Annotated in this window: 29 protein-coding genes and 1 pseudogene; 14 read left to right on the plus strand and 16 right to left on the minus strand. The window is 38.5% G+C overall.

Features of this window, described 5'->3' with window-relative positions:
* Position 1 precedes the first annotated feature (1 nt).
* The 12 genes and pseudogenes from H7A25_21905 to H7A25_21960 all read right to left on the minus strand — a co-directional run bounded on the left by H7A25_21905 (position 2) and on the right by H7A25_21960 (position 11,350).
* On the minus strand, positions 2-961 hold the full coding sequence (locus H7A25_21905; GenBank protein MCP5502569.1) for an ADP-ribosylglycohydrolase family protein: 960 nt from the start codon (positions 959-961) through the stop codon (positions 2-4).
* A 5-nt stretch (positions 962-966) separates the two neighbouring features.
* Complete coding sequence (locus tag H7A25_21910) at positions 967-2,412, minus strand: bacteriohemerythrin (protein MCP5502570.1); 1,446 nt, start codon at positions 2,410-2,412, stop codon at positions 967-969.
* 124 nt (positions 2,413-2,536) lie between these two features.
* Positions 2,537-3,403, minus strand: coding sequence for a pirin family protein (locus H7A25_21915; protein ID MCP5502571.1), 867 nt, complete (start codon positions 3,401-3,403; stop codon positions 2,537-2,539).
* Between the two features lie 12 nt (positions 3,404-3,415).
* Positions 3,416-4,846, minus strand: coding sequence for a hypothetical protein (locus H7A25_21920; GenBank protein MCP5502572.1), 1,431 nt, complete (start codon positions 4,844-4,846; stop codon positions 3,416-3,418).
* A 205-nt stretch (positions 4,847-5,051) separates the two neighbouring features.
* Complete coding sequence (locus tag H7A25_21925) at positions 5,052-5,234, minus strand: hypothetical protein (GenBank protein ID MCP5502573.1); 183 nt, start codon at positions 5,232-5,234, stop codon at positions 5,052-5,054.
* A 259-nt stretch (positions 5,235-5,493) separates the two neighbouring features.
* Positions 5,494-5,565 (minus strand): annotated as a pseudogene (locus H7A25_21930) (type II toxin-antitoxin system VapC family toxin).
* Between the two features lie 26 nt (positions 5,566-5,591).
* Complete coding sequence (locus H7A25_21935; protein ID MCP5502574.1) at positions 5,592-5,807, minus strand: hypothetical protein; 216 nt, start codon at positions 5,805-5,807, stop codon at positions 5,592-5,594.
* A 176-nt stretch (positions 5,808-5,983) separates the two neighbouring features.
* A complete protein-coding gene (locus H7A25_21940) occupies positions 5,984-6,496 on the minus strand; it encodes a DUF1566 domain-containing protein (GenBank protein MCP5502575.1) in 513 nt (170 codons plus the stop codon).
* A complete protein-coding gene (locus H7A25_21945; GenBank protein ID MCP5502576.1) occupies positions 6,493-7,092 on the minus strand; it encodes a transposase in 600 nt (199 codons plus the stop codon). Before H7A25_21945 ends, H7A25_21940 begins: the two co-directional genes overlap by 4 nt.
* 152 nt (positions 7,093-7,244) lie before the next feature.
* A complete protein-coding gene (locus H7A25_21950; GenBank protein MCP5502577.1) occupies positions 7,245-10,067 on the minus strand; it encodes a chitobiase/beta-hexosaminidase C-terminal domain-containing protein in 2,823 nt (940 codons plus the stop codon).
* Between the two features lie 651 nt (positions 10,068-10,718).
* The gene (locus H7A25_21955; GenBank protein MCP5502578.1) at positions 10,719-11,114 is read right to left on the minus strand and encodes a type II toxin-antitoxin system VapC family toxin; all 396 of its coding nucleotides are present in this window, start codon (positions 11,112-11,114) and stop codon (positions 10,719-10,721) included.
* The gene (locus H7A25_21960; GenBank protein MCP5502579.1) at positions 11,093-11,350 is read right to left on the minus strand and encodes a hypothetical protein; all 258 of its coding nucleotides are present in this window, start codon (positions 11,348-11,350) and stop codon (positions 11,093-11,095) included. The genes H7A25_21955 and H7A25_21960 overlap by 22 nt, the downstream gene beginning before the upstream one ends.
* A gap of 316 nt (positions 11,351-11,666) precedes the next feature.
* Here H7A25_21960 and H7A25_21965 point away from each other — a divergent pair, with 316 nt between their 5' ends.
* From H7A25_21965 to H7A25_22000, 8 genes are all read left to right on the plus strand, one after another.
* Complete coding sequence (locus H7A25_21965) at positions 11,667-12,161, plus strand: hypothetical protein (GenBank protein ID MCP5502580.1); 495 nt, start codon at positions 11,667-11,669, stop codon at positions 12,159-12,161.
* A 197-nt stretch (positions 12,162-12,358) separates the two neighbouring features.
* The gene (locus H7A25_21970) at positions 12,359-12,553 is read left to right on the plus strand and encodes a CopG family transcriptional regulator (GenBank protein ID MCP5502581.1); all 195 of its coding nucleotides are present in this window, start codon (positions 12,359-12,361) and stop codon (positions 12,551-12,553) included.
* Entirely contained in the window at positions 12,540-13,031 is a 492-nt protein-coding gene (locus H7A25_21975) for a DNA-binding protein (GenBank protein MCP5502582.1), read from the plus strand. The genes H7A25_21970 and H7A25_21975 overlap by 14 nt, the downstream gene beginning before the upstream one ends.
* A 236-nt stretch (positions 13,032-13,267) precedes the next feature.
* Positions 13,268-13,531 carry a hypothetical protein gene (locus tag H7A25_21980; protein ID MCP5502583.1) on the plus strand — a complete coding sequence of 88 codons (264 nt, stop codon included), beginning with the start codon at positions 13,268-13,270 and terminating at the stop codon, positions 13,529-13,531.
* On the plus strand, positions 13,528-13,866 hold the full coding sequence (gene tnpB, locus H7A25_21985) for an IS66 family insertion sequence element accessory protein TnpB (GenBank protein ID MCP5502584.1): 339 nt from the start codon (positions 13,528-13,530) through the stop codon (positions 13,864-13,866). Before H7A25_21980 ends, tnpB begins: the two co-directional genes overlap by 4 nt.
* Positions 13,867-13,909: 43 nt before the next feature.
* On the plus strand, positions 13,910-15,487 hold the full coding sequence (locus tag H7A25_21990) for an IS66 family transposase (protein MCP5502585.1): 1,578 nt from the start codon (positions 13,910-13,912) through the stop codon (positions 15,485-15,487).
* A 373-nt stretch (positions 15,488-15,860) separates the two neighbouring features.
* Complete coding sequence (locus H7A25_21995; GenBank protein ID MCP5502586.1) at positions 15,861-16,133, plus strand: hypothetical protein; 273 nt, start codon at positions 15,861-15,863, stop codon at positions 16,131-16,133.
* A complete protein-coding gene (locus H7A25_22000; protein ID MCP5502587.1) occupies positions 16,126-16,479 on the plus strand; it encodes a hypothetical protein in 354 nt (117 codons plus the stop codon). Before H7A25_21995 ends, H7A25_22000 begins: the two co-directional genes overlap by 8 nt.
* A 104-nt stretch (positions 16,480-16,583) precedes the next feature.
* Here the strand turns inward: H7A25_22000 and ltrA are convergent, their stop codons facing one another.
* Entirely contained in the window at positions 16,584-17,840 is a 1,257-nt protein-coding gene (gene ltrA / locus H7A25_22005; GenBank protein MCP5502588.1) for a group II intron reverse transcriptase/maturase, read from the minus strand.
* A 748-nt stretch (positions 17,841-18,588) separates the two neighbouring features.
* On the opposite strand from ltrA, the gene H7A25_22010 reads away from it, so the two are divergent.
* The 6 genes from H7A25_22010 (at position 18,589) to H7A25_22035 (ending at position 23,716) form a co-directional block, all read left to right on the plus strand.
* Positions 18,589-18,813, plus strand: coding sequence for a hypothetical protein (locus H7A25_22010; protein ID MCP5502589.1), 225 nt, complete (start codon positions 18,589-18,591; stop codon positions 18,811-18,813).
* Positions 18,744-19,208: a type II toxin-antitoxin system VapC family toxin gene (locus H7A25_22015; GenBank protein ID MCP5502590.1), complete on the plus strand. Its 465-nt coding sequence runs from the start codon at positions 18,744-18,746 to the stop codon at positions 19,206-19,208. The genes H7A25_22010 and H7A25_22015 overlap by 70 nt, the downstream gene beginning before the upstream one ends.
* Before the next feature lie 125 nt (positions 19,209-19,333).
* On the plus strand, positions 19,334-19,849 hold the full coding sequence (locus tag H7A25_22020; GenBank protein MCP5502591.1) for a hypothetical protein: 516 nt from the start codon (positions 19,334-19,336) through the stop codon (positions 19,847-19,849).
* A gap of 66 nt (positions 19,850-19,915) precedes the next feature.
* On the plus strand, positions 19,916-22,243 hold the full coding sequence (locus H7A25_22025) for a hypothetical protein (protein ID MCP5502592.1): 2,328 nt from the start codon (positions 19,916-19,918) through the stop codon (positions 22,241-22,243).
* A 1-nt stretch (position 22,244) separates the two neighbouring features.
* Positions 22,245-23,381, plus strand: a complete 1,137-nt coding sequence (locus H7A25_22030; GenBank protein ID MCP5502593.1) for a DUF1574 family protein — start codon at positions 22,245-22,247, stop codon at positions 23,379-23,381.
* Positions 23,378-23,716: a nucleotide pyrophosphohydrolase gene (locus tag H7A25_22035; protein ID MCP5502594.1), complete on the plus strand. Its 339-nt coding sequence runs from the start codon at positions 23,378-23,380 to the stop codon at positions 23,714-23,716. Before H7A25_22030 ends, H7A25_22035 begins: the two co-directional genes overlap by 4 nt.
* A 71-nt stretch (positions 23,717-23,787) precedes the next feature.
* Here the strand turns inward: H7A25_22035 and H7A25_22040 are convergent, their stop codons facing one another.
* The 3 genes from H7A25_22040 to H7A25_22050 all read right to left on the minus strand — a co-directional run bounded on the left by H7A25_22040 (position 23,788) and on the right by H7A25_22050 (position 25,631).
* The gene (locus H7A25_22040) at positions 23,788-24,204 is read right to left on the minus strand and encodes a biopolymer transporter ExbD (protein MCP5502595.1); all 417 of its coding nucleotides are present in this window, start codon (positions 24,202-24,204) and stop codon (positions 23,788-23,790) included.
* Positions 24,201-24,659 (minus strand): MotA/TolQ/ExbB proton channel family protein, encoded by a 459-nt coding sequence (locus H7A25_22045; protein MCP5502596.1) that lies wholly within the window; start codon positions 24,657-24,659, stop codon positions 24,201-24,203. Before H7A25_22045 ends, H7A25_22040 begins: the two co-directional genes overlap by 4 nt.
* Positions 24,660-24,767: 108 nt before the next feature.
* Positions 24,768-25,631 carry a cyclic nucleotide-binding domain-containing protein gene (locus H7A25_22050; protein ID MCP5502597.1) on the minus strand — a complete coding sequence of 288 codons (864 nt, stop codon included), beginning with the start codon at positions 25,629-25,631 and terminating at the stop codon, positions 24,768-24,770.
* Positions 25,632-25,690: the final 59 nt, after the last annotated feature.

A 25,690-nucleotide genomic window follows, 5' to 3' on the forward strand; every position in this document is an offset into this window, starting at 1 on the left:
CTTATACTTTCATTTCATAGCAGGCTCTATGCAGGGAGTCTGCTAATTCTTCTATATCTTCTTTTCTGGCAAGTTGAGCTCTCCAGCTTTCGGGAATATTCTCCAAACCATAGTACAGACCTGCCGGACCTCCTACTACACAGGCAGTGGTATCGGTATCATATCCGAGATTTACTGCTTTTAATACAGCTTCTTTATAGGAACCTGTTGTTAAAAGACAATACAGGGCTGCTTCTAAAGTATAAACTACATAACCTTCTGATTGTATTTTTTCTGAAGCTATAGTTTCTATATCCCCGGATAAGATTTTATGTAAAACTTTCCATTCCTTCTCATCAACTATAGCCCTATACTTTTCCTTTAGCTTACAAACGGACAGATAGGCTTCCTGTAAAGTTTTCCCTTCTAAGAGGAATAAGCAGAAATCTATATAAATATAACAACATATAACAGAACGAATATGGGTATGGGTAATTCCTGAAATTTCAGAAATCAAGCTAAATTTCTCATCTTCCTTTATGTTTTTTCCATGAAGATAAAAGCAAAGAGGTAAGATACGCATCAAAGAACCATTGCCGTTTTCACTTTCCAGGTAAGCCCCACAATGATACGGGTCTCCATTTTCTTTATACCGATGAAGAGCAGCCGAAGTGCTGATACCTATATCAAATACAGTTCCATATGCAGTCCAATACCCCTTCTCCAACCAGAGTATAAATTTGTTGGCAATCTCTTTCAAATGATAGCCACCGCATAGGCTCTCCGCCAGACAGAAGCTAAGAGAACTATCATCCGACCAGGTGCCGGGAGGCTGGTGATGGGTGCCATATCCGAGCATATCTTTGACTTCATGCTCGATAAAATAGTCTCTGTGTTTGAACTCAAGCGGCACTCCGAGGGCATCTCCTACGGCCAGGCCCAGAAGTCCGGCTCGAACAATATTTGAATTTATATCTTTCATATAGATTATACCTCTAATCTACTTTTTTCGTATTCTTCCAGAACATAAGGAACATAACCTTCCTTATCCGAGTGTTTTATATGAGAAATAAGCCAATCAGATAGAAAAGAAATAACTCTTTTGGGAGCTTCTTTATCTCCCGTCTTCAGGTCTTTTTCTGCATCCAACACTTTTCCAATAAAAATGAGATGAGATAATTTATGATTATCAAAATCCGGATAATTTACTTTCAACATTAATTCTTCTTCGAGGGTAAAATGGGTATATACATAGATCTTGAGATTATTAAAAATCCTCGATAGAACTTCCATTTCCCTTCCGTATTTCTGGGCCCTGGCAAGATTATTCAGTATTTCAAAAAGAGACTTATGCTGGGAATCAATTACATCAATGCCGGTAGACCAGTCCTGATCCCATTTCACTAAATCATTTTCATGAAACTGCTTCAAGACCATGCCGTCGACTAAGAGATTGGCTGTTTTATTTAAGTAATAAACAGCAGCCTTATCACTCGGATTTTCTTTTAAAACTTCTAAAAACTTTTCCCAGGATTTCTCATATTCACCACTTTGAAAAATCATTACTCCATTATCAAATAATTCTTTGGTCTCATTTTTTAAGCGAATCTGTTCCTCATAATCTGCACTGTAAACCTCGCAAATAAAAGTAGTATCTTCCTTACCCCGTATATTTGCATAGTCTAAAAATCGAATATTAAAGTTTTGCGGTTCTTCTATATTATGTAAAATATCTTCACTTATAATAATAGAAGCTCCATATTCCTTCGTAAGACTTTCCAATCTCGAAGCGGTATTCACCACATCCGATATGACGGTTGTCTGTAATAGTTTTCCGCCCCCTACTACTCCTAAGAGCACATCTCCAAAATGAATCCCGATTCCTATCGATATTTTAAATTCTTTTCCATTGATGACAAAGGGTTGGTTTTGAATATCCTTTTGCATTTCAATTGCACAGGATATGGCATCGTCCACGGTTCCGGGAAAAACAGCCAGAATGGCATCGCCTATGTACTTATCAATAATCCCGTGATACTTATAAAGAATGGCATTCATTCTTTCAAAATAAGCATTCAGGAATTTTAATACTTCTTCCGGTGGATTCCTTTCGGAAAGAGAGGTAAAAGAGCGAATGTCCGAGAAGAATACGGTCATCTCTTTTTTTATTTGATTACCAAGAGAAATGTCAACAATCTGGCTGGAACCCAGAAAATACAGCATCTCGGAAGGAACAAAGCTCTCATAGAATTGATTTATTTTAGTAAGTTTTTTATTGGATTTCTCCAGGGAAGAAATAGTTTGGAGATAGGATTTTCTAAATTTATAAACATAAAAAATAAGAAACAAAATTAAACTAAGAAAAATCCAAAAGAACACAGAATATATGCTAAGATCAGTAGATAATGTTTCTCCTGCCTTTTCAGGATACAAACTTGTAGAAAAAAAAACGAAGAAGTATCTGAAAAGCCTTTGCATATTATTAAACATAGCCATGGTTCTGTGCAGGTGGCTTTTCAGAGTATTATACAAATTCCTATTTGTAAATAACTTATTTTTATCGATGAATTTTTCCCATCTTCCCCTGCTCGTAGTCCGAAAAGGCCTGCATAATCTCTTCTCTTGTATTCATGACAAAGGGTCCATATCGGGCTACGGGTTCACGAATCGGCTCTCCGGCAATCAAAAGGCAGCGTCCTCCTCCTTTAGATCCTTCGATTCGAAGTCCATCTCCCCTGATAGGAATTCCGAGTTGTCCGTCCTGTAAACGAATTCGATTCTTTCCTGCGATAAGACTACCAAAAAACACATACAGAAATACATGGGAAGTTTCGGATAAAGGAAAGCTATACTCCCCCCCTTCCTCTATAGATATATCATAATATTCAATAGGAATACAGGTTTCAATACCGGCTTTGGCACCCGGAACTTCTCCGGCAATTACCCGGATCCTGCATTTTTCTTTTTCAAAGTATACTTCCGGGATTTGCGAGGGTTCCAGTTCCTGGTAACGGGGTTTGCGCATTTTATCTTTTGCCGGAAGATTGAGCCAGAGCTGAAAACCGTGCATAAGCCCACCTTCTTGTAACATTTTTTCTGAGGGAAGCTCGGAATGAATGAGACCACTCCCTGCTGTCATCCATTGCACAGCACCCGGACGCAGAAAACCTTTGTGACCGAAAGAATCTTCATGCACCATTTCTCCTTCGAGTAAGTAGGTAACGGTTTCAAAACCTCTGTGTGGATGATCGGGTGCTCCCACCGCTTTCCCTGGTGGATAGTCTACGGGTCCCATTTCATCCAGAAGTAAAAAGGGATCATAATTATCCAATTCTATTGTAGGAAAAGGTCTTCTAACAACAAAGCCTCCTCCCTCGATTTGTCTGTGAGCTGTTACAATCTTAGTTATTTCTCTTTCTTGCATAAGTGCCCCTGTTTAATTATGTGAACTCGCCGTAAGTAATACGGAATTATTCTTGTAGATAAATTGCTGGGGAAGACCGCCACCCAGATAAGATGCACCGACTCCCTTTTCCGTAACAAAAGTAAGAGAAATAGAAGATTTAGCTAAGGCCCAGCTAAAACCAAAGGTAAAGCCTTTTGTATCTGCATCTTCTTCCCTTGGTGAAGTTTCAAATTCCTGAGCCTGGTAAAAAACATTTGGAGAAAGAGTAATATTCGAAGAAGCTTTCATGGCCTGTACTACCGCCGACTCCATCCACTCTTTTCTTCGATTATTCGAGAAGTTCGTATACGCTCCCATACGAATAGCCAGATTTTCTGTGATAAAATACTCCAGACCGAATGCATAATTTTTAGTCTGTTCTCGATAAAGTAGCATATCATTACTATTTTTCAGATATACCGCATTGGTATTTAAACCGTATTGGTTACGGTCCAGACTTTTTTTAAATCCCGAAGTATAGATGAAGTCTAATGCAAAAAGCAAATTTTTATTCATAAAGAAAGCAAGACCTCCTCTAAATTCACTCTGCTCCGGCAGGCTACCCAATCGCGGAGGACCGTATAATACTTGAGAATTGGCTATACTTAAAGAGTTATTTTCAGAGGCAATATATTCAGAAACCGTATCTGTTCCTGTATCGTTGGAAGAAGTATTTCGTCCTACTGAAGAAGATTTACTCGAAATATTTAATATTTTCCGAAGAGAAAAACCCAGGGACAATTTTTCAATAGGCATGAACTGCAAACCAAAGACGGGCATAAAACCTCTGGCTGTTTTTTTATTCTTCACATAAAAAGAAGAATAGGTATTTGAGTTCTGGCGAATATACTGGTTTGTGATGAAGCGCTCCGAGTTATCAATATAATAGCCGGAAAAACCGAGGGCGAACTTATCGTTAATCAACTTTCCTAAACTAAAGCCAATAAGATATTCTTCAATGTCTTCCGAATAATCAATTTCTATCTTAGAAGTGGAAGGGCTTTCTAAAGGATAATAAATCTGATCGTTCTGATCAAAGCGACCCATGCGGGTGTTGATTACAGAAATCCCGGCCATAATGCTGTCGATTTTCTTGGTTGTTCCGATGAAGTTCGGATAAAAAGCCCTTGACGTACGGGTGTAGTCAGAGCCCGGCCCAAAAACATCTTTTGATTGTTTCGAAGTTTCCGAATAGGCATTGGCAGAGATGGAAAAGGAATTGTCCGATGAAAAGGCCATGCCCGCCGGATTATAATAGGCACCCGAAGGATCATCCGAGATGGCTGAATACGCTCCACCCATGCCGGAAGCTCTTTCTCCGACAAAAACTCGTAAATTCCGAAAGGATTCTCCAAAAAGGGGAATTCCGACTAAAAATAAAGTAAGGCTTAAGGATCCGAAAAAGGCTTTAAATGAAAACATAATCCTTATTTTATAATTATTCTAAAATCTGTCAATAGAAGATTTATAAAGACAGCCATCGTTTGAAAGCGAACATTCTCCCGAAGGCGACATTCTTTTGAAGGCGACCCTCCGGAGGGTCGCCTTCCATGTACCATTCGTCTTCACCAACCGTAGCGAAGCGTATCGAACCAGAGCTTATTGTTCATTGAAAGATTCAATAAGCTTATTTCTTCTTTTTAAAAAGATATTCATAAATTGTTAAAACAGAACCTACAAACGAAATCAGATAAATAAGTATTTCTGCATATTCTTTATAATTTGAAAAATTAATAAATAAGTATATAATCAATCCTACCGCTGAAACTACAAGAATAAATAATAAGGAATCTAAAAACTCATCGTTCATTCTTGATTTCTTTGCGAAACTCCCTTGCAAACAAACGTGAAGCAACTTTTATACCCACCAATAACCAGCAGGCAATTCCAATTAAACCAACAATCAAAATAGTTATACTCATTTTTTTCCCTTTTCTATTAGACTATCCCTACTTGAAAAAAAACAAGCGATTTTCTGAAGGCGAACAAGCGCTTGTTCGCTTTCCATGTACCATTCGCCTTCACGGGATAAATATGGGGTTTGTTTTCTAATAAAAACAATTCCGTATTCATATCTCCCAATCTTCCATTTTAAGTCCGCTAATTCTTGAAAATTCCTTTGTATTATGAGTAACAAGAATGCAAACATTTGTATCGAGAATGAATTTCATTCAAAGCTTATTCTATTTTCAAAATCTCCCTGGGAAGCTCTTTCCGGGAAATCGGTAAGAATACCAAAGAAAGATAAGATATTATCTTCTGTTTTTTGTGCTATGTTTTCTAATGGCCATAGAATAAGTTCTACTCTTTTGTTCTGATATTCGCGGGGAATTTCCAGTATTTCTGGTAAACTATCAAAGACTAAGCGTAAAGGCTTTTCCATCTGAATGCTCCTCCTAAATATCCACTTTATACTTTTAATTTATTTTCTTCAAACAAAAAAGCAAGCGTTTTTCAGAACATTCTTTTGAAGGCGAACAAGCGCTTGTTCGCCTTCAATGCGTGGGTCGCCTTCATTGTGCCGTTCGCCTTCACCAACCCGGGCACCAAATCATCAAATCACGGTCCGGACAAACAACGAACATAGTAGTTATTTGCCTTAGCGGAGGAGTTCACGTACCCATTGTTGAAACCGACGTTCCACGCACTGTTAGTATTGCAGACATAGGTAGAAGCCGACCAATAATAGGAAGAAACTGTGCCCGGAAAATATGTGGTATTAATACTCGGATTATAGATACTATCATCTACGAGGCTTTCGAGTTCGTTGATGTTGGGCAAACGCCAATCACTTCGTCCACTTAGAGTCAAGCCTTCACAGTAAGAAATCGCAGCTGTCCAGGTGGCTGCGGTCGCAGCATCACCGCTGCAATCGGTTCCGCTCTGTCCCATGCTGCACTTCTGCCAGATGAGTCCTGTAATGTTATCGGTAATGCTTCCGTCATTGTTATCGGTGTAATTCCCATAAGATAAAACGGATGTGGTGAATAAGAGCCCCGTGAAAGCGACCCATCGTTTGAAGGCGACCCACCGGTGGGTCGCCTTCATGCAAAAATTAAACAATGATTTCATAAAATATCCTCCATTATATAACAATATTTGTTTTCTTTCAAGCTGTGTTTTATCCATTGATTTTGGATGTACTGTATATGATGATAAAAATCCCTCTCATCCCGTATATAATGGTCATGGAATGATTTATGCCATTGGAATTTGGGGATGTTGGCAAACGATTCATGATCGCATTTGAAAATAAATGTGTTTATTTCATCTCGAATACGTATGTGGAATTGATCATGAATTTTATCCCTCTGAATGCGACCCATCGTTTGGAGGCGACCCTCCGGAGGGTCGCCTTCAATGTGCAATTCGCCTTCGATATGATTCATCATTCGATTGGCATCACGAGAAAAATTTCCTTTCAAGACATTCATCACTTTCGATAGACCGGTATCCTCCCCGACTCCGATTAATATGTGAATATGCTCCGGGTTAATTTTATAAGCATATATATCCACCCCATATAAAAACTTGCAAAGTTCAAGATGCAAGACAAGAAGATCCGAGAAAATATCATTTTCAAAATAAGGAAACCGATCCTTCGTATTCGTGGTGATAAAATAAGTTCCATCTCTTATGGATAATCTTTTTTGTGAATTACGATGCATTCGTTCTTACTCCTTCATGAAAACAACCCGGCGTTTGAAGGCGACCCTCCGGAGGGTCGCCTTCGATATGCAAATCGCCTCCAATGTGCCATTCGCCTTCCATGTACAATGCGTATCGAACCATAAGCATCACCTTAAGAGTGGGATACTCTTTATTGAGAGCGAACACATATTACAAATCCAGCATAACCTTTTCCTCTACCATTGTCATTAGAACCATCTCGAAAATCAATCATCCAAGCATTTTCATAGTTTGTTGAATTTGCTAATGAAGTCCAATAATAAGCATGGGTGTATGAAAATAACGTGTTAAAAGAATTTGGACTATTCGTATTATCTATTCCACATGAATAAGGGGAAGTTGGATATGTATTAGGCATACTTTTATCTTTACAATTTATTAAAGTTTTCAATGTTACTAAATCTGGAAATTTCCAGTCAGTGTAACCAGCAAAAGTATCATTATTACAAGTATTAAAAGCAGAACCAGTAAATGCTATCCATGTATCAGTAGAGTTACACGAATTATCATTTGAGCCACAATATTGATATGAGCCTATTCCGTAATTATTAGCTTCATAACCAGTTCCTGCACAGTCATTATAGCCAGACCTAAAAACTTGTCCTTGACTACATTTTTTCCACATATAATTTTTACTTCCATATATATTCCCTGCACCATTATAGGTTATGGTTCCATTATTATTATCTTTGAAACAGCCCCACATATAGCAGATACCATAATTTCCAACCTTTATACTAATTGTTGTAGTAGTTTCTCCTCCTCCATTATGTGCAGTTATTGTATAATTGGAAGAATTCTGAGTTACCGTTGGTGTTCCAGAAATCACACCTGTAATAAGATTAAATGACAATCCTAATGGTATACTTGGATTTATTGAATATGAATCTATTGTGCCAGAAACTGAAGGAGATATGGTAAAATCAATCGCAAGTCCTGCTCCAAAAGTGAAAGGTGAATTAATATAGCTCAAGTTAGAAGGGGGAGGAATTGCAACTGTCGCCTGACTCTTACTTGTATAAATCCCCATATTTCCATGTTCATCTCTCACCAGCACGTTAAAGTAATACGTAGTCCCGGCAGTCAATCCAGTCACACTCTTTGTAGATAGATTCGCTGTCCAGTCCTGCACAAGAGTCCCATTTGTCTCGGCATCGGCTACCGTGCTGATGTTGTTGGAGGTTGACCGTAGTATTTTATATTGCAGGCTGCTCTGTGTCGTATATGTATCCGAACCCACCGTCCAGTTCAAAGTCAAACTGCTTGTAGTCACATTTGCCGTAGTAATCGTTCCCGAATTGCCCGCAACCGGGGCAACATCGTCTTTGGTCAAACCCTGGGTGGTTGAACCATAATTCCCGACAAGATTCAGCACACAAATGCGGATGGTATTGGCTCCGCTGCTAAGGCTTGTTGCATTGATGGTATTTGTTATTGCTGTGCCGGAATAGGTTCCACTCGCCACCTGTGTTCCGCTTGTACAATCCGTTCCACCAACCCTTACTGTATAGCTACCGTTTTTATTGGACTGCCAGTTTATCTGCGGATTGGTTGTTCCATTGTTTATGGTTGCCGGGCTGACTGAATTGACACTTACCGTTGCAACACCGGTGTCTATAGTATATGTGGAACTGCTTACAGCAGCCACATTCCCCGCATTATCTCTGGCTATGTATTTATAAGTCGTAGCAACTCCATCCGGGGGTGAGAGTTGTACTGTGTATTCTGTGCCGTTTGTTATACTTCCCGTAGTTCCGCTCATAGTCGGGTCAGAGCCGTTGGAGGTATAAACAATCTTATCACAACCGGAAGAGCTATCCGAACAAATTAAAGTTATGTTCACCGTTGTAGAAGATGTCGTTGACCCCGGTGTTGCAGCTACTGTTGGAGCTGTATCATCACGGTTAAGTGTCGTTGTGCTACTACTGCTTAAACCTGACAGAGAATCTGTTACACAAAAACGGATGGTGTTAGAACCAACACTCAAAGAGGAAGCCTGGATAGTAATATTATTACTCTGGCTTGCTGTTACATTGCCGCTGCTGAGTTCGGTTCCGGTAGAACAGTCACTTCCGGTGGCTCGGATAGAATAGGTTCCATTGCGATTGGAAGACCAGGTGATGTCTTTGGAGTTTATAGCTCCGGTGTTTCCACTGACATAGGGATTTGTAATGGAGTTTATGCTAACAGTTGGAACGGTAGATTCAATCGTATAAGTCCCACTCTCTACGCTGCTGGTCGTCATTCCGCTTTTGCCTGCAATGGCCTTGATAGTCAGGATGGTTCCATTACCGGAAACTGAAATTGCCGATGTATATTGGGTAGAAGAAGATGTAGGCTCACTTCCATCCGTCGTATAATAAATTGTAGCACCCTCGGTCGTGCTTGAAATCGTTACAGATTGATCTGAATTATAGGTTCCCGGTGTGGGAGAAAAGGTCGGAGTGGCCACGGTTTCTACTGTTGTAGTTCCGGTTCCGGTTATTGTGCCTGTTGTGGTTCCGGCACCAGTTCCGGTGGAAGTCCCGGTGCCGGTTCCCGTTCCTGTTTGGGTTCCACCACTGCTTGAACCGGCAGTTACAAAAAGTCCATCACTTACATTACTCACGGTAGTACTGCCATCTGTTCCCACAGTCAAAGTAAACGTTCCAACTACATTGCCGCTTGAATCGGTCACGGTAATTGTATAGGTTCCGGGTGAAGCCGTAAAAGTATAGTTTCCGGAGGCATCCGTTGTTGCATTCACCCCTTCGGGTTGGGAACTGAGGTTCGCACCCGCTACCGCAGTTCCCGAGCTATCGGTGACTGTCCCTGACACGGTCACCGATGAATTGGTTCCGGTAAGAGCAAAAACCCAGAGAGGAATAGATTCTTCCTTTTCTTTAGGAATCAACCACTTATGCGGGGCCGTGGGGCTTGTGAAGCAGGAGGAAAAGAAAAAGAGAATACCCATGAATGCGATCCGTCGTTTGAATGTGAACATTCTTCTGAAGGCGAACAAGCGCTTGTTCGCCTTCAATATGCGGGTCGCCTTCGATATCATGTAATTCGCCTTCATGGCGTGGGTCACTTTCGATAAATGAGGATGATGGAAGAATTCAAAAAAACGTACAAGATAAGACATATTCGTCAGCTTATCGGGTATGAAATTTTAAAGCAATTACAATTATGTATAGCAATAGACACAGTATTTGAGATATATCCGTGTCCGTTTAAAAAAAGTGGGACGCTGACCCCAGACTGCCGGTGCTTGTGCTATAGCAAAGTATAAACCGGTAGTCAGCTAACTCTATTTTTCACCCTTCCGGTAGACAGTATGAACCCCGGAGGTAGATAATACGAACCCTGAAGGTGGAAGTTTGAACCTCAGAGGTAGGTAGTATGAACCCTGAAGGTCGAAGTTTGCGCCTCAGACGTGGATAATACGAACCCCTGAGGTGGATAGCATGAACCTCGGAGGTGGAAGTCTGAACCTCAGACGTGGATAATATGAATCTCCGAGGTGAAAACGTGAACCTTCGGGGTGGGCGACCATCCTCACGGAGGCGAACAAGCGCTTGTTCGCCTTCATTGGGGGGGGGGCTTATCATGAATTGTAAAAATATTAGGAAATATTAAATAATTTGATTTCAGGAATGTTGATGAAATGCTTTGTATTTAAGGTGAGTAGTTCTAACTCGTTTACAATGGCTGTAGCAGCTATAAAAATATCCCTGAATTCTACTACTTGGTTAGAACTCTTTAATTGTAAAAATATCTCAGCAGCTTTGATTGAAACCTCTTTATTCAGGGAAAGAACTGAAATATTACTTGTGAGTAGCTCAACATCATTTTTTTTATCTAAATCTATTGCCCCCATATATAATTCATAAAGTGTAACTGATGATATATAGAGTTTCCTATCTTTGGGAATTTTCATTAGTGTAGCAGAATTTTTATTTTTCTTTCTTAAAAATTCTATGAATATACAGGTATCTACTACCATGAAGGAATACTCCAGTTAGACATTTTCTTCATATCGTTCTGCCAATTAGTAATATCTTCTTCTGTCCAGACCGAAACTTTTTGAATCCTTTCGAAATATTCGCTTAAATCGGATGAAACTTGTGCAGGGATGGAAACATTCTCGTAATGTTCAAATAAAAACCTTACATAATGGTAAACTTCCTCCAGCCTATCCTCCGAAAGCTTGTTTATATATTCAACCGTTCCAACTATTAAGTCAGTCTTTCTCATAAACAATAGGCTATAAATAATTATAAAAAAAACAAGTGTTTTTCGCGCAGCCGCCCGTAGTTCGAATTCATCATGATTTCTGGAAGCGACCCATGGTTGGTGAGCGGAGTCGAACCATGGTTGATGGGCGACCATCCTCCCGAAGGCGAACAAGCGCTTGTTTGCCTTCATTGGGGGTCGTCTTCGGTTGCATAATTCGCCTTCAATATATATGTTTTTTTAAATAATCATAAAATAATCCAGGATAATAATGGACAATTATCACAAGATAAAAATGAATGATATTTCAAATTAAAATCAAAAGGACAATGTTAAAATGGCACAAAAAAACGAAATATCATTTCAACTCCAGGCTTCGGAGGAAGAAGAAGTTCAAAAGGCTCTGGATATACTCAATAAGGTACTGGTTCCCAGGTTAAAATCCATAAAGGTAGACGATAAGAACAACCACGTTAAACTCGGCGAGAAAAACCTTTCTTTTGTAACCAAGTCCTTTGAGTATGCATCCGAACATCCTGAATTGGTTCCCCCGTACTTGAGTTTGAATGAAATGAAAATAGACCTTGAAGCCGTAAAATCATTACGACTCATACACCAATCCATGCAGGAAATCACCAGCCTGATTGGTGACTCTCTCTTTCTCTCCGGCTCCGAAGCGATGGATGCAGCCCTCAAGTTTTACGAATCCGTAAGAGTTTCGGCTCAGCATAATTTCTCAAGCTCAGGAGCTATTTATTCAGATTTGAGTAAAAGGTTCGATAGACCTTCCAAAAAAAAGAAGATAAAAACAGAGGAGGACACACCGGTTTAATTTTATTTTGTTCTTCTGGAGGCGACCCTCCGGAGGGTCGCCTTCATTGCGGGGGTCGCCTTCATACGATATGACTATCAACAGGAAAAACACTTGCTTTTTACTCAAGCAAATGGCCTTATTGAGAGAAGGTAGAAATCGTTATATGGAAAGCATTGACTTGCATATAATAAACCTAAAGAGGAGTGCTGAACAATATGACTGAGATTATATTAAAAATTCCGAATCAATTATCTCAAACGATCCATAATCTTATAGAAAATGGATGGTATCTGGATGAAAACGAAATCATCCTGTTAGCACTGAGAAATTTTTTAAACACGCACTCCGAAGAAATTATGACCGAATTTATCAAGGAAGATATCGAATGGGGCTTGAATGGCGAAGAATGATACAATAGTAGTTTGTGATGCAGGACCGATCATTCATCTTGATGAATTAAACAGTTTAAGCTTATTAGATTATAATCAAGTTCTTATTCCTAAAACTGTGGAACTGGAAATAAGAAATCATCGAGATATTTCATTTCAGAAATATAAAAACTTTCAGATAGTTCAAGATCCTGTAGTTTCAGAAGAAATGAAAAATTCAAGTAAATTATATAATCTTCATAAAGGAGAAATAATGGCCATATCATTAGTTATGAAATACAATAATTGTATGTTACTAACGGATGATAGTGCAGCTAGATTATATGCAAATCACGTTAAATTACAAGTTCATGGAACAATTGGTATACTCATAAGAGCTGTAAGAAGAAATTTGAAAAGCCCGGAAGATATAATTCAAATATTAAAAGAAATCCCAACGAAATCAACGATGCATATCAAAAAGGAATTATTGGATTATGCAATACACATGCTTAAATAATTTTGTTTTGAAGGCGTTCCCCATTGATATAACATTCTTCTGAATGCGAACAAGCGCTTGTTCGCATTCAATGTGTGGCTCGCCTTCATACGATATGACAATCTATCAACAGGAAAAACACTTGTTTTTTCTCGGTAAGAAGTCTAAAACAAGAGGAAGAGGATTTTAATGAGTTGTAAGCGTTAAAATATACCCACCTTGAAATAATAAAAGAATTATGCGAAAGTAAAAGCATAATGGAACATGAAAAAAGATTAGAACATCTATCAAACTGGCAACGAAGCGGGTTGAGTATGTCTGCCTACTGTCGGAAAAATTCTCTTCCAGTCTCTACACTACGAACCTGGAAGTCAAAATACTTACCATCCAAAGAGTTATGGAAAGAAGGAAGAATCAAAACTGAATCAAAAAACTTTTCCCAGGCAGTTAGTGAGGCAAGTCTGGAAATAGAGATACCGATTGATAAAGAGTTTAAAATTACAATAAGGTATTACTCATGATATTTAGAAATCCACAGAGATTAAAGATATATTTTTATGATAAGCCAGTAGACATGAGGAAGTCATGGAATGGTCTGATAGCACTTGTGAAAGAAAGCATGTGTCTCAATTTGTTTTCAGAAAGTCTATTTGTTTTTTCTGGTAGGAGTGGCAAGCAGGTAAAGATACTTTACTGGGATGGGAATGGTTTCTGTATCTGGATGAAGAAATTAGAGCAGGGAAAATTTCTATCCTTTAAAAAAGAAGGTTATGCTTTGAGCAAGAGAGAGTTGGATTTATTTCTGAGTGGTGTAGATATGAGAAAAAAACATCAGGAATTGCATTTTCAACAATAAAAAAGCTGTACAAAAAGAATAAGGATAATATTCACTTATACTCATGCTGGAAAGCTTACCTGATGATATTTTAACTTTAAAGCAAAAAATCTTGGATTTAAGTGCAGAAAAGAACTCTATAGAGGAGAAATTTAAAAATTCACAAAACAAGATTTTACAGTTAGAGAATGAAATTAAGGATTACAGGCGGATTTTGTTTGGAGCAAAATCCGAAAAGATGAGTCTTTTAGAATATGAGCAGTATCTTTTGTTTAATGAAGCAGAACATGGTCTTGATGATGAATCTGAATTATTTGAAGGCCTTAAAGAATCCCATGTAAGAGAACACAGGAGAAAGGGGCGAAGAAAGATTTCAAAAGATATACCTCGAAAAGAAATTGTTCATGATGTAGAGGAAGAAGAAAAAATCTGCAATTGTGGTTGCAGGATGCATCAGCTCCCGGATGAGATTTCTGAGAATTTAGTAATGATTCCAGCAAAACTGTATGTAGAGAGGCATATATACAGAAGATACGCCTGTAAAGGTTGTGAAGGTGACGAGAGAGACGAAGCAGGGAAAATTATCCTCACAGCAAAGAGACCTGAATCGCTCTTGCCGGGAAGTATTTTATCACCCTCCTTAATGGCCTATGTTCTGGTATCAAAAGTTGTTGACCACATTCCCTTTTATAGAATGAGTAAAATATTTTATAGGTATGGTCTGGAAATTCCAAGAGCAACTATTTCAAACTGGGTAGTTGGAGTATATGAGAAATATAAAGAATTCTTCTCATTTCTCAATAAGTATCTATTGAAAGGGCCCATAATAGGGATAGATGAAACAAGTCTCCAGGTTTTCAAAGAAGCCGGGCGGAAGAATACCACAAAATCATTCATGTGGGTTCTACGCGGTGGAACCGTTTCTAAAAGAATTATTCTTTTTCAATATTCACCTACGAGAAGTGCGGAATTCTTAAAAAATGAGTTAAAAGATTATACAGGTTTCGTTCAAACAGACGGTTATGAAAGCTATGATACACATTTAGCTTCTAATGAGAATATTATTCTTTCGGAATGTATGGCACATGTAAGAAGAAAGTTTTATAAGCTATATCATTCAACAAAAGATAGGGTTGCAGCAAAAGTATTGTATCTGATAAAAAAATTGTATGAGGTTGAAAAGCAAATTAAAAAATTAGAACTTTATGAAAAAGAAGAATATCAGAAAATTGTAGAAATCCGTCAAACAAAAGCAAAACCTGTATTTTTAGAACTCGAAGCATATCTGAAAGAACAGGCAATTCGTTTACCGAAAGAATTTGGAGTTGGTAAGCCTATTCAATATGCTTTAAACAGATGGGAAAAATTACGACCTTATCTCCAACATGGAGAAATCTATATCGATAACAACTTTGTGGAAAATGCTATTCGCCCTTTTGTTGTAGGACGAAAAAACTGGATGTTCTCAGGCTCTCCTCGTGGAGCAGAAGCTACCGCTTTCTGGTTCTCTTTTTTGGAAACATGTAAAGCCAATAATAAAGAACCATATGAAACTTTACTCGATTTCCTTGAAAAATTACCACTTTGCAAAAATTCAAAAGATTGTGAAAGAATTTTCTCTGAGGTTATGGGGTGGGTATAATTTAACGCTTACAATGAGTTTAACAAGTGCTATTTTATTTGGTTGCGTCTTTGGTCTCGGAATTTATTTCTTAGTAGTTGGTGTTGTTAAAATGACTACAGAAGAGATGAAGAAATATTTTGAGAAATAAATTTGAATTCAAGAATTTATATTCTTATTGCAGGACTTTATCTGGGTTTAGGAATCGCTTTACTACAAACATATTCTTCTGGAGGCGACCCTCCGGAGGGTCGCCTTCATTGTGCAATTCGCCTTCATACGATATGACAATCTATCAACAGGAAAAACACTTGCTTTTTGCTTGGGCAAATGGCCTTATTGAGAGAAGGTAGCCAGAGATTATAACCTGAATTCAGATTGGCTAAACGATGCTTTGAAAGGTTTTATCGTTCCTCATGCAAAAAAAGTATTATTCAACTGGAAGCATTTAAAAGTCTTTATACCTGAACCGGATTATTTATTGGCAATGAAATGTCTGGCAGCAAGAGTCGATACACACGACAAAGTAGATATAATATTTTTGATAAAGACTTTAAAATTAAATTCACCTGATAAAGTCTTTTCTATAATAGAGAAATACTATCCAAAAAATAGAATAAAACCGGTAACCCAATATTTTATTGAGGAGATATTTGAAAATGATTAATATAAAAGAAACCCATGAACTAATTCATCAAGATAGTGAAAACTGGCCTTTATACCTGATGAATTTTGTTGATGACTTTCGTTTTCATAAAGATATTCAGGCAATAGAAGAAAGCTTTCCTATTCTGGATAATAAATTGGATCCACTACTTGCTTCCACCGTGGAATACCTCTGTGATGAATTGGAAATAGAATGGCCTACCTGGAGTTATAATGTTCCCAGCTGTAAAGAGCCTTTCTTTGTTTCCGGTATAGAAAACCTAAAAGCAATGGCAATTTTACAGAGTCCGCTGGTATTTAGGATCCGCAAAATATTTGTGTTAGATAATTTCTTAGAACGATGCTAATGGGATGTTACTGCTATCAACAGTTTATACTCTCTATCGAGTAGGAGGGGGTTTTACGCCCCGTCCTCTCACACCACCGTACGTACCGTTCGGTATACGGCGGTTCACCAACCTTGACGATAAGCGTTATAACCCTCAACAAGATTTACAAGACCCCTTTCTTTCCAATAATCGATTCCCATCACTTTATGAATCTGTGGTGTCATACTCAATCTCCAATTTCCTTTCCTTGAGTAGCCAATTCGACGTGCTTCACCTTCACTTGCACCAAGTTTTCTTAGCTCTCTAATTCGAGTTTTTGACTTCTTCCACTGATGCAGACTACATAAACGCATACGTCTGCGTAGCCAGCCGTCCAGGGCTCCAATGTGCCATTCCGTATCACTTAGAGAATAATATCCCAACCAACCATTCAGGTATTTGTTCAAAGATTTTATTCTTTCTTCCATCGAAATGCTCCATAAGGAGTTTGTTAGCTTTCGTATCTTATCTTTCACCCGTTTCAGAGATTGTGGAGATATGATTATCTCTAAACTCTCTCGTATTTGAAAACTAAAGCCAAGAAATTTACGATTCATCGGTTTATCTACTGAACTCTTCGATTCATTCACTTTGAGTTTCAATTTCTTCTTTAAGAAATCTGTTATGCTCTTCTTTACTCGTTCACCGGCTTTTCGCGATTTTACATAGATGTTACAATCATCAGCATAACGACAGAACCTGTGCCCTCGTGATTCTAACTCCTTATCCAGTTCGTTTAAAAGAATATTCGCAAGCAAAGGGCTTATTACTCCTCCCTGTGGCGTTCCTTCCTCATTAGATGTGATTACTCCATTCTCAAGAATTCCCGCTCTCAGATAGTTGCCTATCAGTCTCAATACTCGCTTGTCTCTTACTTTCTTACTCACTAAATACATTAGAATATCATGATTTACTGTATCAAAGAATTTCTCAAGGTCAAGGTCTACTACGTATTCATACCCTTCCTCAATGTATTTCTTGGACTGTCTTACAGCGTCATGAGCACTCCGCCTCGGACGAAATCCGTAACTGTATTCCGAAAACTCCGGGTCAAATATCGGGTTTAACTTCTGTAGCATGGCCTGTTGGATAAACCTATCCATCACGGTAGGGATTCCAAGCATTCTTGTTCCGCCGTTTGGTTTAGGTATCTCAACTCTTCTTACTCCCTTCGGTTTATATTTTCCGTTCAAGAGCTTTGTTTTGATTCCTTCCCATTCTTCAGTTAGCTGTTTGTGGAAATCCTCTGTCCTGACTCCATCTATTCCGGCCGCTCCCTTATTACTGAGAACCTTCCATAAGGCTTCGCCAAGATTCGTTTCTGTTAATATGTCTTCCATCAGTTCCATGCCTGATATTTCCTTTGTCCTTTATCCTTTATCGCTGGATTCTTCTATTGCCTGCCAATTTGATTCCTCTCCTCTATACAGACGAACTTCGGGCTTCACCCTGATTCATTCTGTATAGTTTGGCTCCTTTCTGAATTCTAAAACCAAATTGAAGTTCACAATGGATTCCTCCATTAGTTAATGTTCAGCCCTTTAGTATCTTACATTCTTTTCACTCTACCCTTGAGTCTTTCTCTGTGCTACCGGTTCCCCGATAGCAGGGTATTCATTTCAATCTAAGATGCCTACTATGGCTTCTGCTGACTTCTACACATCGCATCTCTGTCCTATGTAGACCTCTCCGGGTAAGTGTAATCACCTTCATTCCATATATTCGCCTGATATACATTACTGACTCTTGATTGCATCGGACTTTGTTTTGCTTAGCAAACTCGTCCAGTCAGTGCTGCCTCAAATCAGATTCTTATACATCGAACCGGAACTTTGCCGCCGACTTCCTTCAGATTCCACCTCACGATGGACACCCTTGTCTTTAGCTAATGGTTGGTGCAATCAACCTCCATAAGGGACTTTCACCCTCAAGTTATTACACATGCCGGACACACGAAGGCGACCCACCGGTGGGTCGCCTTCAATGTGCAATTCGCCTTCATCCGGAAAAATAGCAACCGTAGTGATAACAAAAAATGCTTTACCTATCTCAAAGATTTAGTAAAAATAGGTTTCAGAGGTAATACACATGCTTCTAAGAGAGAAAATTAAAGAAGAAATAGACAAAATTCAAGAAGAACATTTAGACTTGTTGTTTGAAGTAATTCTTGCTTTTGAAAAAGTAAAAACTATAAATACAGTAAAGTCTTCTTCCTGGGATTCATGGGTAGAAGAAATGTTTGGATGTTTTCAACAGGAACCACTTCAACGCTATTCCCAGGGACAATACGAAATACGGGAAGCACTACAGTGAAATTTATTCTGGACACAAACATTTGTATTCACTTCCTTAATGGCACATCTACAAAAGTAAAAAACAATTTTCTTAAATACCATAATGAAATTTGTATATGCTCTCCGGTGATTGCTGAACTATATTATGGTGCTTTCAAGAGTTACCATAAAAATGAAAATGTAAAGAGAATTGATGACTTCGTAGATAAAATAACCAGCCTATCTTTTAATAACAAAGCAGCCTATCATTACGGACTAATTAGAACTCAATTAGAAAAGGGTGGAACCCCCATCGGGCCAAATGACTTAATTATAGCAGCAATAGCTGTAGCAAATAATCTTACACTTGTAACAAACAATATAAAAGAATTTTCCAGAATAGAAAATCTTTCCCTCGAAGATTGGATTAAATAACCCCAACAACTAATATGGAAGGATATTCTTGAAAGCATCGAGAAAAAAGCAGGTAGAAAAATTAAGCTTACTTCCTCACATAAAAACACTTGGCTTTAAAAGGATTCTTTTTTACTCTGGTATTTATGAAATACTTTATACTTGTGTTAAGCCTATTTGTCTCTCTCTCCCTGTTTGCCCAGAATGCAGAGCCTGCGAAAGAAACTTCCGAGTCCGATTCTACCAAAGAAGAGGTAAAAAAGGAAGAACCCAAAAAAGACGGAACAGTAGACTGGAAAAGTGCAGATTTTCTTTTCAAAGCAAAGTTAGAAATCGTGGAAAAGAAAGACATCTTAAACATGACTCATATTACAGCCAAGCTGACTCCCCTCTCCTTCTATAGAAAGAAAACGGATTTTCCGGCAGAGAAAATTATCTATTTCTTCATCCAACCATCCGATCTCAGTGGGAATTACCTGAAGACCAGCCCGGAAAGCGGAGAATACGCCATTACCCTGCACGAACAGATGTTCCAGGATATAGACAAAGAAAACAAACTTCTCACCTATCTTCTCAATAAACACTCGGATTCTATCCAGAAATGGACCCCTGAAATCGAAGAAAGCCTGAAGCCCTTACAGGAAGGAAAAGAAGGTCAGTAATTTTTTTTTAGAAAATCCCGATTTCGGTGAATCTAAAACAATAAGCACCGAAAAAAGGAGCCTATCATGAAATTACAAACATTCTTCTTTCTCTTTTCTTTTTTATCTCTACAGGCACAAACCTCTCTTGAACCTTCCAAAGGCTACGGTCTCAAACCGGAGGCCTTTACGTTCTGGAAACAGGTAAAAGAAAGCAATCCAAGAAAAGACTTCCATCAAAGCTTTCCCGATAAACTGGATCTATCCCCCTATTTCCCCCCTCCGGGTTCACAGGGTAGCCAGAAAAGTAGTACGGCCTGGGCAGTAGCCTATGCTGCCCTTTCCTTCTTAGAAAATGGCACAGAATCCCTTTTTCCCAGGAAAGATAAGGAACCGGATTATGGAAAGGTATATTCTCCGGCCTTTGTTTATAACTCGATTTCCGAAGGAAAGGACATTTCCTTAAGCCTCGGAGAAACCATAGAATTTGTTTTAACAAATGGTACGGTATCCTGGGAGAAACTCCCCTATAAGGAGTTCAATCGCTTCTTAGCCCCCTCTTCCTCTTTACAATTAGAGGCCCAAAAGCACCGACTCACAGACTTTTCCAGGGTCCGGTATAATGAACCCGAGTCCATTAAGTCAGAATTACTCGATAAAAATGCGGTTGTAGCCGGTATTCTGGTTGATGAAGGCTTTCTAAACCATAGAGGTAATGAAGTTATACGTGAGACAAAAGGTAAGTTCATTGGTGCCCATGCGCTTGCAATAGTCGGATTTGACGATACCAAAAAAGCTTTTAAAATTCAGAACTCCTGGTCTGAATCCTGGGGAGACAAAGGCTATGCGTACCTTGACTACAAATATTTTGCAAAAATTTGTCGCTCAGCCTATAGCTTAGAAATACAGAATTCTCCCTCTCTTCCCAAATCCAGTCCTACCAAAATTAAAAAGTTTCCGGAAGAAATATATGCAAGCCGCGGCAACTTCACTGATAGAATCATCCTGCACTGGGAGCAAATTCCCGAAGCCTTCGGCTATGAAATCTACAGAGCCGACCCCGGTCAGAGTATGTTTGAAAAAATAGGTACCAGTATTCAAAATCGGTATGAAGACACAGGGATTCTTTCAGGACTCGCATTCCGTTACCGCCTAAAAGCCATTTTTGAAGATGGCAAATCTCCCCTTTCTGAATCTTTTGTCAGCGGTTATGCAGAGAAAAAGAAAAGAAGTGAAGGGATGGAAGTTCAGGGTTTAAGAGCCAGTCAGGGTGAATTTAGAAATCAAATCATCCTTAGATGGAAAAAAGTAAAGACTGCTTCAGAGTATGAAGTCTTCAAATGGAACGATAAGAAAAAAGTATATCTATCTATCGGTAAAACTTCTAAAACCAAATTTATCGATAAGAAATTAAAAAAAGGTGGAGATACAGGGATCTATTGCATAGGAGCTATCGAAAAGGGAAAAACAGGAATTCTCTCCAAAGCAGTAATTGGCTACAGCCTGACTGAAGAAATCCCTCCTGCACCGGAAAAACTCAGTGCCAGTAAAGGAGAGTTTTCTGATAAAATTCTTATACACTGGTCTAAAGTCCCTACAGCCAGTGCCTATTTAGTTTACCGTTTTGTTAAAGGTAACTGGGAAAAGTTGGGTGTGGTAGAACAGGAAATATTTGAAGACAAGAATCCTCCTTCCGGAAAAGTATTCTATGCAGTAGCTGCAAAGTCTAAAACTGGAAGCTGGGGAGAGTATTCCAGCTCTATTGCAGGGTTTACAAACCCGGCTCTTAAACGTAATTCGATTAGTCTCAAACAAGCCAGCCGACTGAGCATGAAATATAAAGCAGAGGAGCTACATTTCACCTGGAAAAAAGAAACTGAAGCAGTAAGTTATACGATTTTCCAGAAGATTCCTTCTGAATCTAACTGGGAAAAAGTTGTTACAGTAGATTCCAAAACACTTTCCTATACACATAAACTCCCGGCTAAAGAAAAACTATACCTCTATTCTATCTCCTATTCAAACCGGGACGGAATCGAAAGCCAGGCTTCCCTTCCCCTCGCCTTTGTAGACTCCGAGCCCAAGAAAACAGACTTCGTAATGAACCGTGCCTTTGCAAAAATCTCCCTTCTTGAGAAGTTTAAGGGGACATGGACAGCCGTACAATGGGATGGTAAAAACGCCTTTACCAATGTGGTTTTAAAAATTGATTCGGAAGAAGATAATTCTTTATATAAAATTAATATAGGCAGTAAAAACTCCTACAAGGGAGAATACGTGGAAGGTTCCCCTACTTTAGAAGTGGAAGATAAACTAAAGGTGAACCTTTCCTACACAGAAGACTCCCTGATTGTTGAGATGAAAGACGAAAACCTTGTAAAAGAAAAAACCGAACTATCCTTCTTGAGAGAATAAAATGAACCTCACTTTCTTTCGATATAAATTCTTATTCATACCGCTACTTTTTGCTTTACTTGTTTTTTTAGTAGAGAAAGTAGCGGGCACTGATTCGGTCAGGCACTATACAGAAACCCGTATCGAGTTTTCTTTTTATGAAGCCAAACACGATTTGATGGAAAAGTTAGTAAAGTTTCAGAAGAGCCGTAAACCCGAGGAAAAACTTCTAATTCTTTTCGGAACCTCTCACTTCGGAGAATTCTCCAATCATTATATAGCGGAACAATATCCCGGCCTTGTTACCTACAATTTTTCTGCTCCTCTTGCCCCCCCTTCTTTCTTATACTACTATCTTGAAGAAATCCTTGCTGCCGGGATAAAGGTGGATTTCGCTGTTTTTGAATACCTCCCGGAAACGTTCCAGAGTTCAGCCAACCAGTATGCTCTGAAATACTCCTATGACTGGGAGTTTATGTATAAGTATCTCTCCGTATTTCCCATCCGGGAGCTGGAACAATTTAGCAGCTTCCACCTATTTCATACACTTAAATTCCCCGTTCGTTTTAAAGATGCTTATAAGCGTATGAAAAATCCCTTACTTAAAGAACAGATGAAACTACTTCAAAAATCGATTGAATATGCGAATGACAAAAATAATGGAGGAATTTCCTTCCATGGAACCCAACAATTAGCAGGCTCGAATACTCAACTTCAGTTCTATAAAGAACAAATGAAAAAAGAAGGAAAGTCTAATATTGAAAATTTGGATCTGGACAGGATAAAAAAACTTTATCTAAAACAGGAAGCCGAAAAGCATTACAATACCTCTATGGCACATTTCAGAGAAGACAGGGTACAAAAGTTCTTCTTCGAAAAATTTATTACAAGCTGCAAAGAACATAAGATAAACCTTATCCTTTTACGGACCTTTGTTACAGAAGAGCTTGCAACTTTAATAGAAAAGAATCCGTCTTATCAGGAATGGAACAAGGAAAAATTAGCTCTTATCAAAAAGTATAAAGTTCCCTATCTAAACTTAGAGGAAAAACGTTCTGAGATTCAATGCAAAGAATTTCTGGATTCCAACCACCTCGCCGGTGCCTGTTTTACAGAAGTTACTGCACAGCTCATAAAAATCTTGAAGGAGTTGCAATGAACCAGGACTTAAGCTTGAACGAAGCCCAAACAATTGTAGATGAATGGATAAAAAAATATGGTGTTCGGTATTATTCCGAATTAACCAACCTTGCTATCCTCATGGAAGAAACCGGTGAGTTCGCAAGGCTAATGGCCAGAACTTTTGGAGAACAATCCTTTAAAGAAAAAGATAAGGAATCGGATATTGAAACCGAAATGGGAGATATACTCTTTGTCTTGATCTGTCTCGCCAATCAAATGGGAATCTCTCTAAATACCTGTTTACAAAAAACTCTGGATAAAAACACAAAACGGGATAAGGATAGACACATTCAAAACGAGAAGCTTTTTTAACCGGATTTCAATGAACGAGAACCAACAGAAGCGAACCATCACAGGCGAACCATCGGTGGTTCGCCTACTATTTAAGAACTCTCTTCTAAACCTAATTTCACCTTTTGAATATTTACTTTTTTAAGAACTTCCATTAGATTTATAAAGTTTTCATAATATACTTTTTTTTCTATATTTAGATACACTTCCCTTTTTTGCATTTCTTTACCTGCCATCTTAAGTTTTAAATCCTCAAGCCCGATTTTCTCTTTTTCATAATAAATGCTTCCATCCGCTTTTAAAGAAATAGTTAGGCTTTTATGTTCTTCTGTTTCCGGCGTATTTCCTTCTTTTGTTTCCGGTAAAGTCATATCAATTACTTTGTAGTCTTTGGAAAAGCTAATGCTCACCATCACGAATATTAGCAAGATGAAAATAATATCCATCAGGCTCGACATATCGAGAAAATTTACATCTGCAAGTTTTTTCTTTTTTCCAAAGTATTTCATTTGAACTTCTTTAGAATATGGTAGAATCCTAATTCAAGACTATCAAGACGGTTCCGCAAGAAATGATAGGCCAACATAGAGGGAATCGCAATACAAAGACCGGCAATAGTAGTTAAGAGAGCTTCGCTAATTCCCCCGGCAAAAATTTCGATGGAAGCTTTTTTTTCCGCATGCATATTCTGAAAGGCCGAATAGATTCCGAGAACGGTTCCTAAGAGACCGAGCATAGTGGAAAGAGAGGCAAGATTACTTAACCAGAGAATCTTTTTCTCTACTAAAAAAAGCTTTTTTTCTATATCATCCTCTGCTTCCTCCTTTGATAACTCCTGTAAGCTTTCTATATAGATAGAAGACTTGCCTTTACCGCCAAGCGCCTTCTGCAACCTATTCATTTCTACAAAGGAGTGAATAAAAAGAGCGAGGTTTGTAACAGATAGAAAAAAAAGAGGATACATGATGCTTCCTCCTTTTTGTAGCAATTCCCAAAAGTTCATACTTCCATTTTTTTTGTTATTTCATTTTTTAAAACATAAAAATCCGGAGTAAACAAAAAAGAATATGTTTTATAATATAGGAGCAGATTCTAATATTTGAGAGATCCTATCTTCCATGATAGAAAGTCTTACAAAAATTATCTTCAATAAAGAATACAAGAAATGCGGATAAAATCGGGCAACTTTAATGAACATAGGTTTATCAATTTGCGCGAGCACAGTTTTTGCACTCCCCACACGGGCAGTTGCAGAACGAGGCTTATCTTCAATAAGAGCCATTTCTCCGAAGAAATCCCCCGGTTTAAGAGTTGCAATTCTCTCTTCTCCGTTCGGTCCACGCTCCTTAATGATTTCTACATCTCCTTCAAAAATAAAAAACATAGCTCCATTTGAAATCTGTCCTTCTTTGAAGATAACTTCTTTTTGAACATAAACCTTGGTAGAAACTCCATTTATATAATCTAAAATCGCATATTTCTTTTTTTCGAGCTGCCTTGCCATCTCCCCTTCTTTAAATGGATCAATACTTATATGGGGAAACTGTTTATGAAGACGGTGGTATTTTCCATTGGCTCTTTGCAGTTTTTCAATAGCACTTTTAAAGATATTAAATAAAAAATCAGGTCGGTTCTGGGTGAGATAAAATAATGTTTCCTTATTAAATAACATGACCTTAGCGTCAGAACTTTTCACCTTTATAGTAGCGGCCCTGGGTTGACTGTTAATAATTCCGATTTCTCCGAAAAAATTTCCGGAAGGAATGATAGCAATTTCCACCTGTTCTCCCTGACGCTTTTTCAGAACAGATAAGTCTCCCCTCACCAAAAAAAACATGGTTTCATCGGAGAGATCTCCCTCTTCAAATATAACTTCTCCTTCCGTAAAAATACGGGTATGAATGTTTTGAATTAACTGTTCACTATTTTCTATCATTGCCTTTTCCAGCCCGTAAGCATAAAAAAACAACAGGACTGTTAACTGTCAATTGATAA

The organism is Leptospiraceae bacterium (genome assembly GCA_024233835.1).
GTDB lineage: Bacteria > Spirochaetota > Leptospiria > Leptospirales > Leptospiraceae > JACKPC01.

Bases quoted from the DNA above. Each gene is read 5' to 3' on its own strand.
- H7A25_21905 (MCP5502569.1), bottom strand. From the start codon at position 961: ATGAAAGATATAAATTCAAATATTGTTCGAGCCGGACTTCTGGGCCTG.
- H7A25_21915 (MCP5502571.1), bottom strand. From the start codon at position 3,403: ATGCAAGAAAGAGAAATAACTAAGATTGTAACAGCTCACAGACAAATC.
- H7A25_21920 (MCP5502572.1), bottom strand. From the start codon at position 4,846: ATGTTTTCATTTAAAGCCTTTTTCGGATCCTTAAGCCTTACTTTATTT.
- H7A25_21925 (MCP5502573.1), bottom strand. From the start codon at position 5,234: ATGAACGATGAGTTTTTAGATTCCTTATTATTTATTCTTGTAGTTTCA.
- H7A25_21935 (MCP5502574.1), bottom strand. From the start codon at position 5,807: ATGGAAAAGCCTTTACGCTTAGTCTTTGATAGTTTACCAGAAATACTG.
- H7A25_21940 (MCP5502575.1), bottom strand. From the start codon at position 6,496: ATGAAATCATTGTTTAATTTTTGCATGAAGGCGACCCACCGGTGGGTC.
- H7A25_21945 (MCP5502576.1), bottom strand. From the start codon at position 7,092: ATGCATCGTAATTCACAAAAAAGATTATCCATAAGAGATGGAACTTAT.
- H7A25_21950 (MCP5502577.1), bottom strand. From the start codon at position 10,067: ATGGGTATTCTCTTTTTCTTTTCCTCCTGCTTCACAAGCCCCACGGCC.
- H7A25_21960 (MCP5502579.1), bottom strand. From the start codon at position 11,350: ATGAGAAAGACTGACTTAATAGTTGGAACGGTTGAATATATAAACAAG.
- H7A25_21965 (MCP5502580.1), top strand. From the start codon at position 11,667: ATGGCACAAAAAAACGAAATATCATTTCAACTCCAGGCTTCGGAGGAA.
- H7A25_21970 (MCP5502581.1), top strand. From the start codon at position 12,359: ATGACTGAGATTATATTAAAAATTCCGAATCAATTATCTCAAACGATC.
- H7A25_21975 (MCP5502582.1), top strand. From the start codon at position 12,540: ATGGCGAAGAATGATACAATAGTAGTTTGTGATGCAGGACCGATCATT.
- H7A25_21980 (MCP5502583.1), top strand. From the start codon at position 13,268: ATGGAACATGAAAAAAGATTAGAACATCTATCAAACTGGCAACGAAGC.
- tnpB (MCP5502584.1), top strand. From the start codon at position 13,528: ATGATATTTAGAAATCCACAGAGATTAAAGATATATTTTTATGATAAG.
- H7A25_21990 (MCP5502585.1), top strand. From the start codon at position 13,910: ATGCTGGAAAGCTTACCTGATGATATTTTAACTTTAAAGCAAAAAATC.
- H7A25_22000 (MCP5502587.1), top strand. From the start codon at position 16,126: ATGATTAATATAAAAGAAACCCATGAACTAATTCATCAAGATAGTGAA.
- ltrA (MCP5502588.1), bottom strand. From the start codon at position 17,840: ATGGAAGACATATTAACAGAAACGAATCTTGGCGAAGCCTTATGGAAG.
- H7A25_22010 (MCP5502589.1), top strand. From the start codon at position 18,589: ATGCTTCTAAGAGAGAAAATTAAAGAAGAAATAGACAAAATTCAAGAA.
- H7A25_22015 (MCP5502590.1), top strand. From the start codon at position 18,744: ATGTTTTCAACAGGAACCACTTCAACGCTATTCCCAGGGACAATACGA.
- H7A25_22020 (MCP5502591.1), top strand. From the start codon at position 19,334: ATGAAATACTTTATACTTGTGTTAAGCCTATTTGTCTCTCTCTCCCTG.
- H7A25_22025 (MCP5502592.1), top strand. From the start codon at position 19,916: ATGAAATTACAAACATTCTTCTTTCTCTTTTCTTTTTTATCTCTACAG.
- H7A25_22030 (MCP5502593.1), top strand. From the start codon at position 22,245: ATGAACCTCACTTTCTTTCGATATAAATTCTTATTCATACCGCTACTT.
- H7A25_22035 (MCP5502594.1), top strand. From the start codon at position 23,378: ATGAACCAGGACTTAAGCTTGAACGAAGCCCAAACAATTGTAGATGAA.
- H7A25_22040 (MCP5502595.1), bottom strand. From the start codon at position 24,204: ATGAAATACTTTGGAAAAAAGAAAAAACTTGCAGATGTAAATTTTCTC.
- H7A25_22045 (MCP5502596.1), bottom strand. From the start codon at position 24,659: ATGTATCCTCTTTTTTTTCTATCTGTTACAAACCTCGCTCTTTTTATT.
- H7A25_22050 (MCP5502597.1), bottom strand. From the start codon at position 25,631: ATGATAGAAAATAGTGAACAGTTAATTCAAAACATTCATACCCGTATT.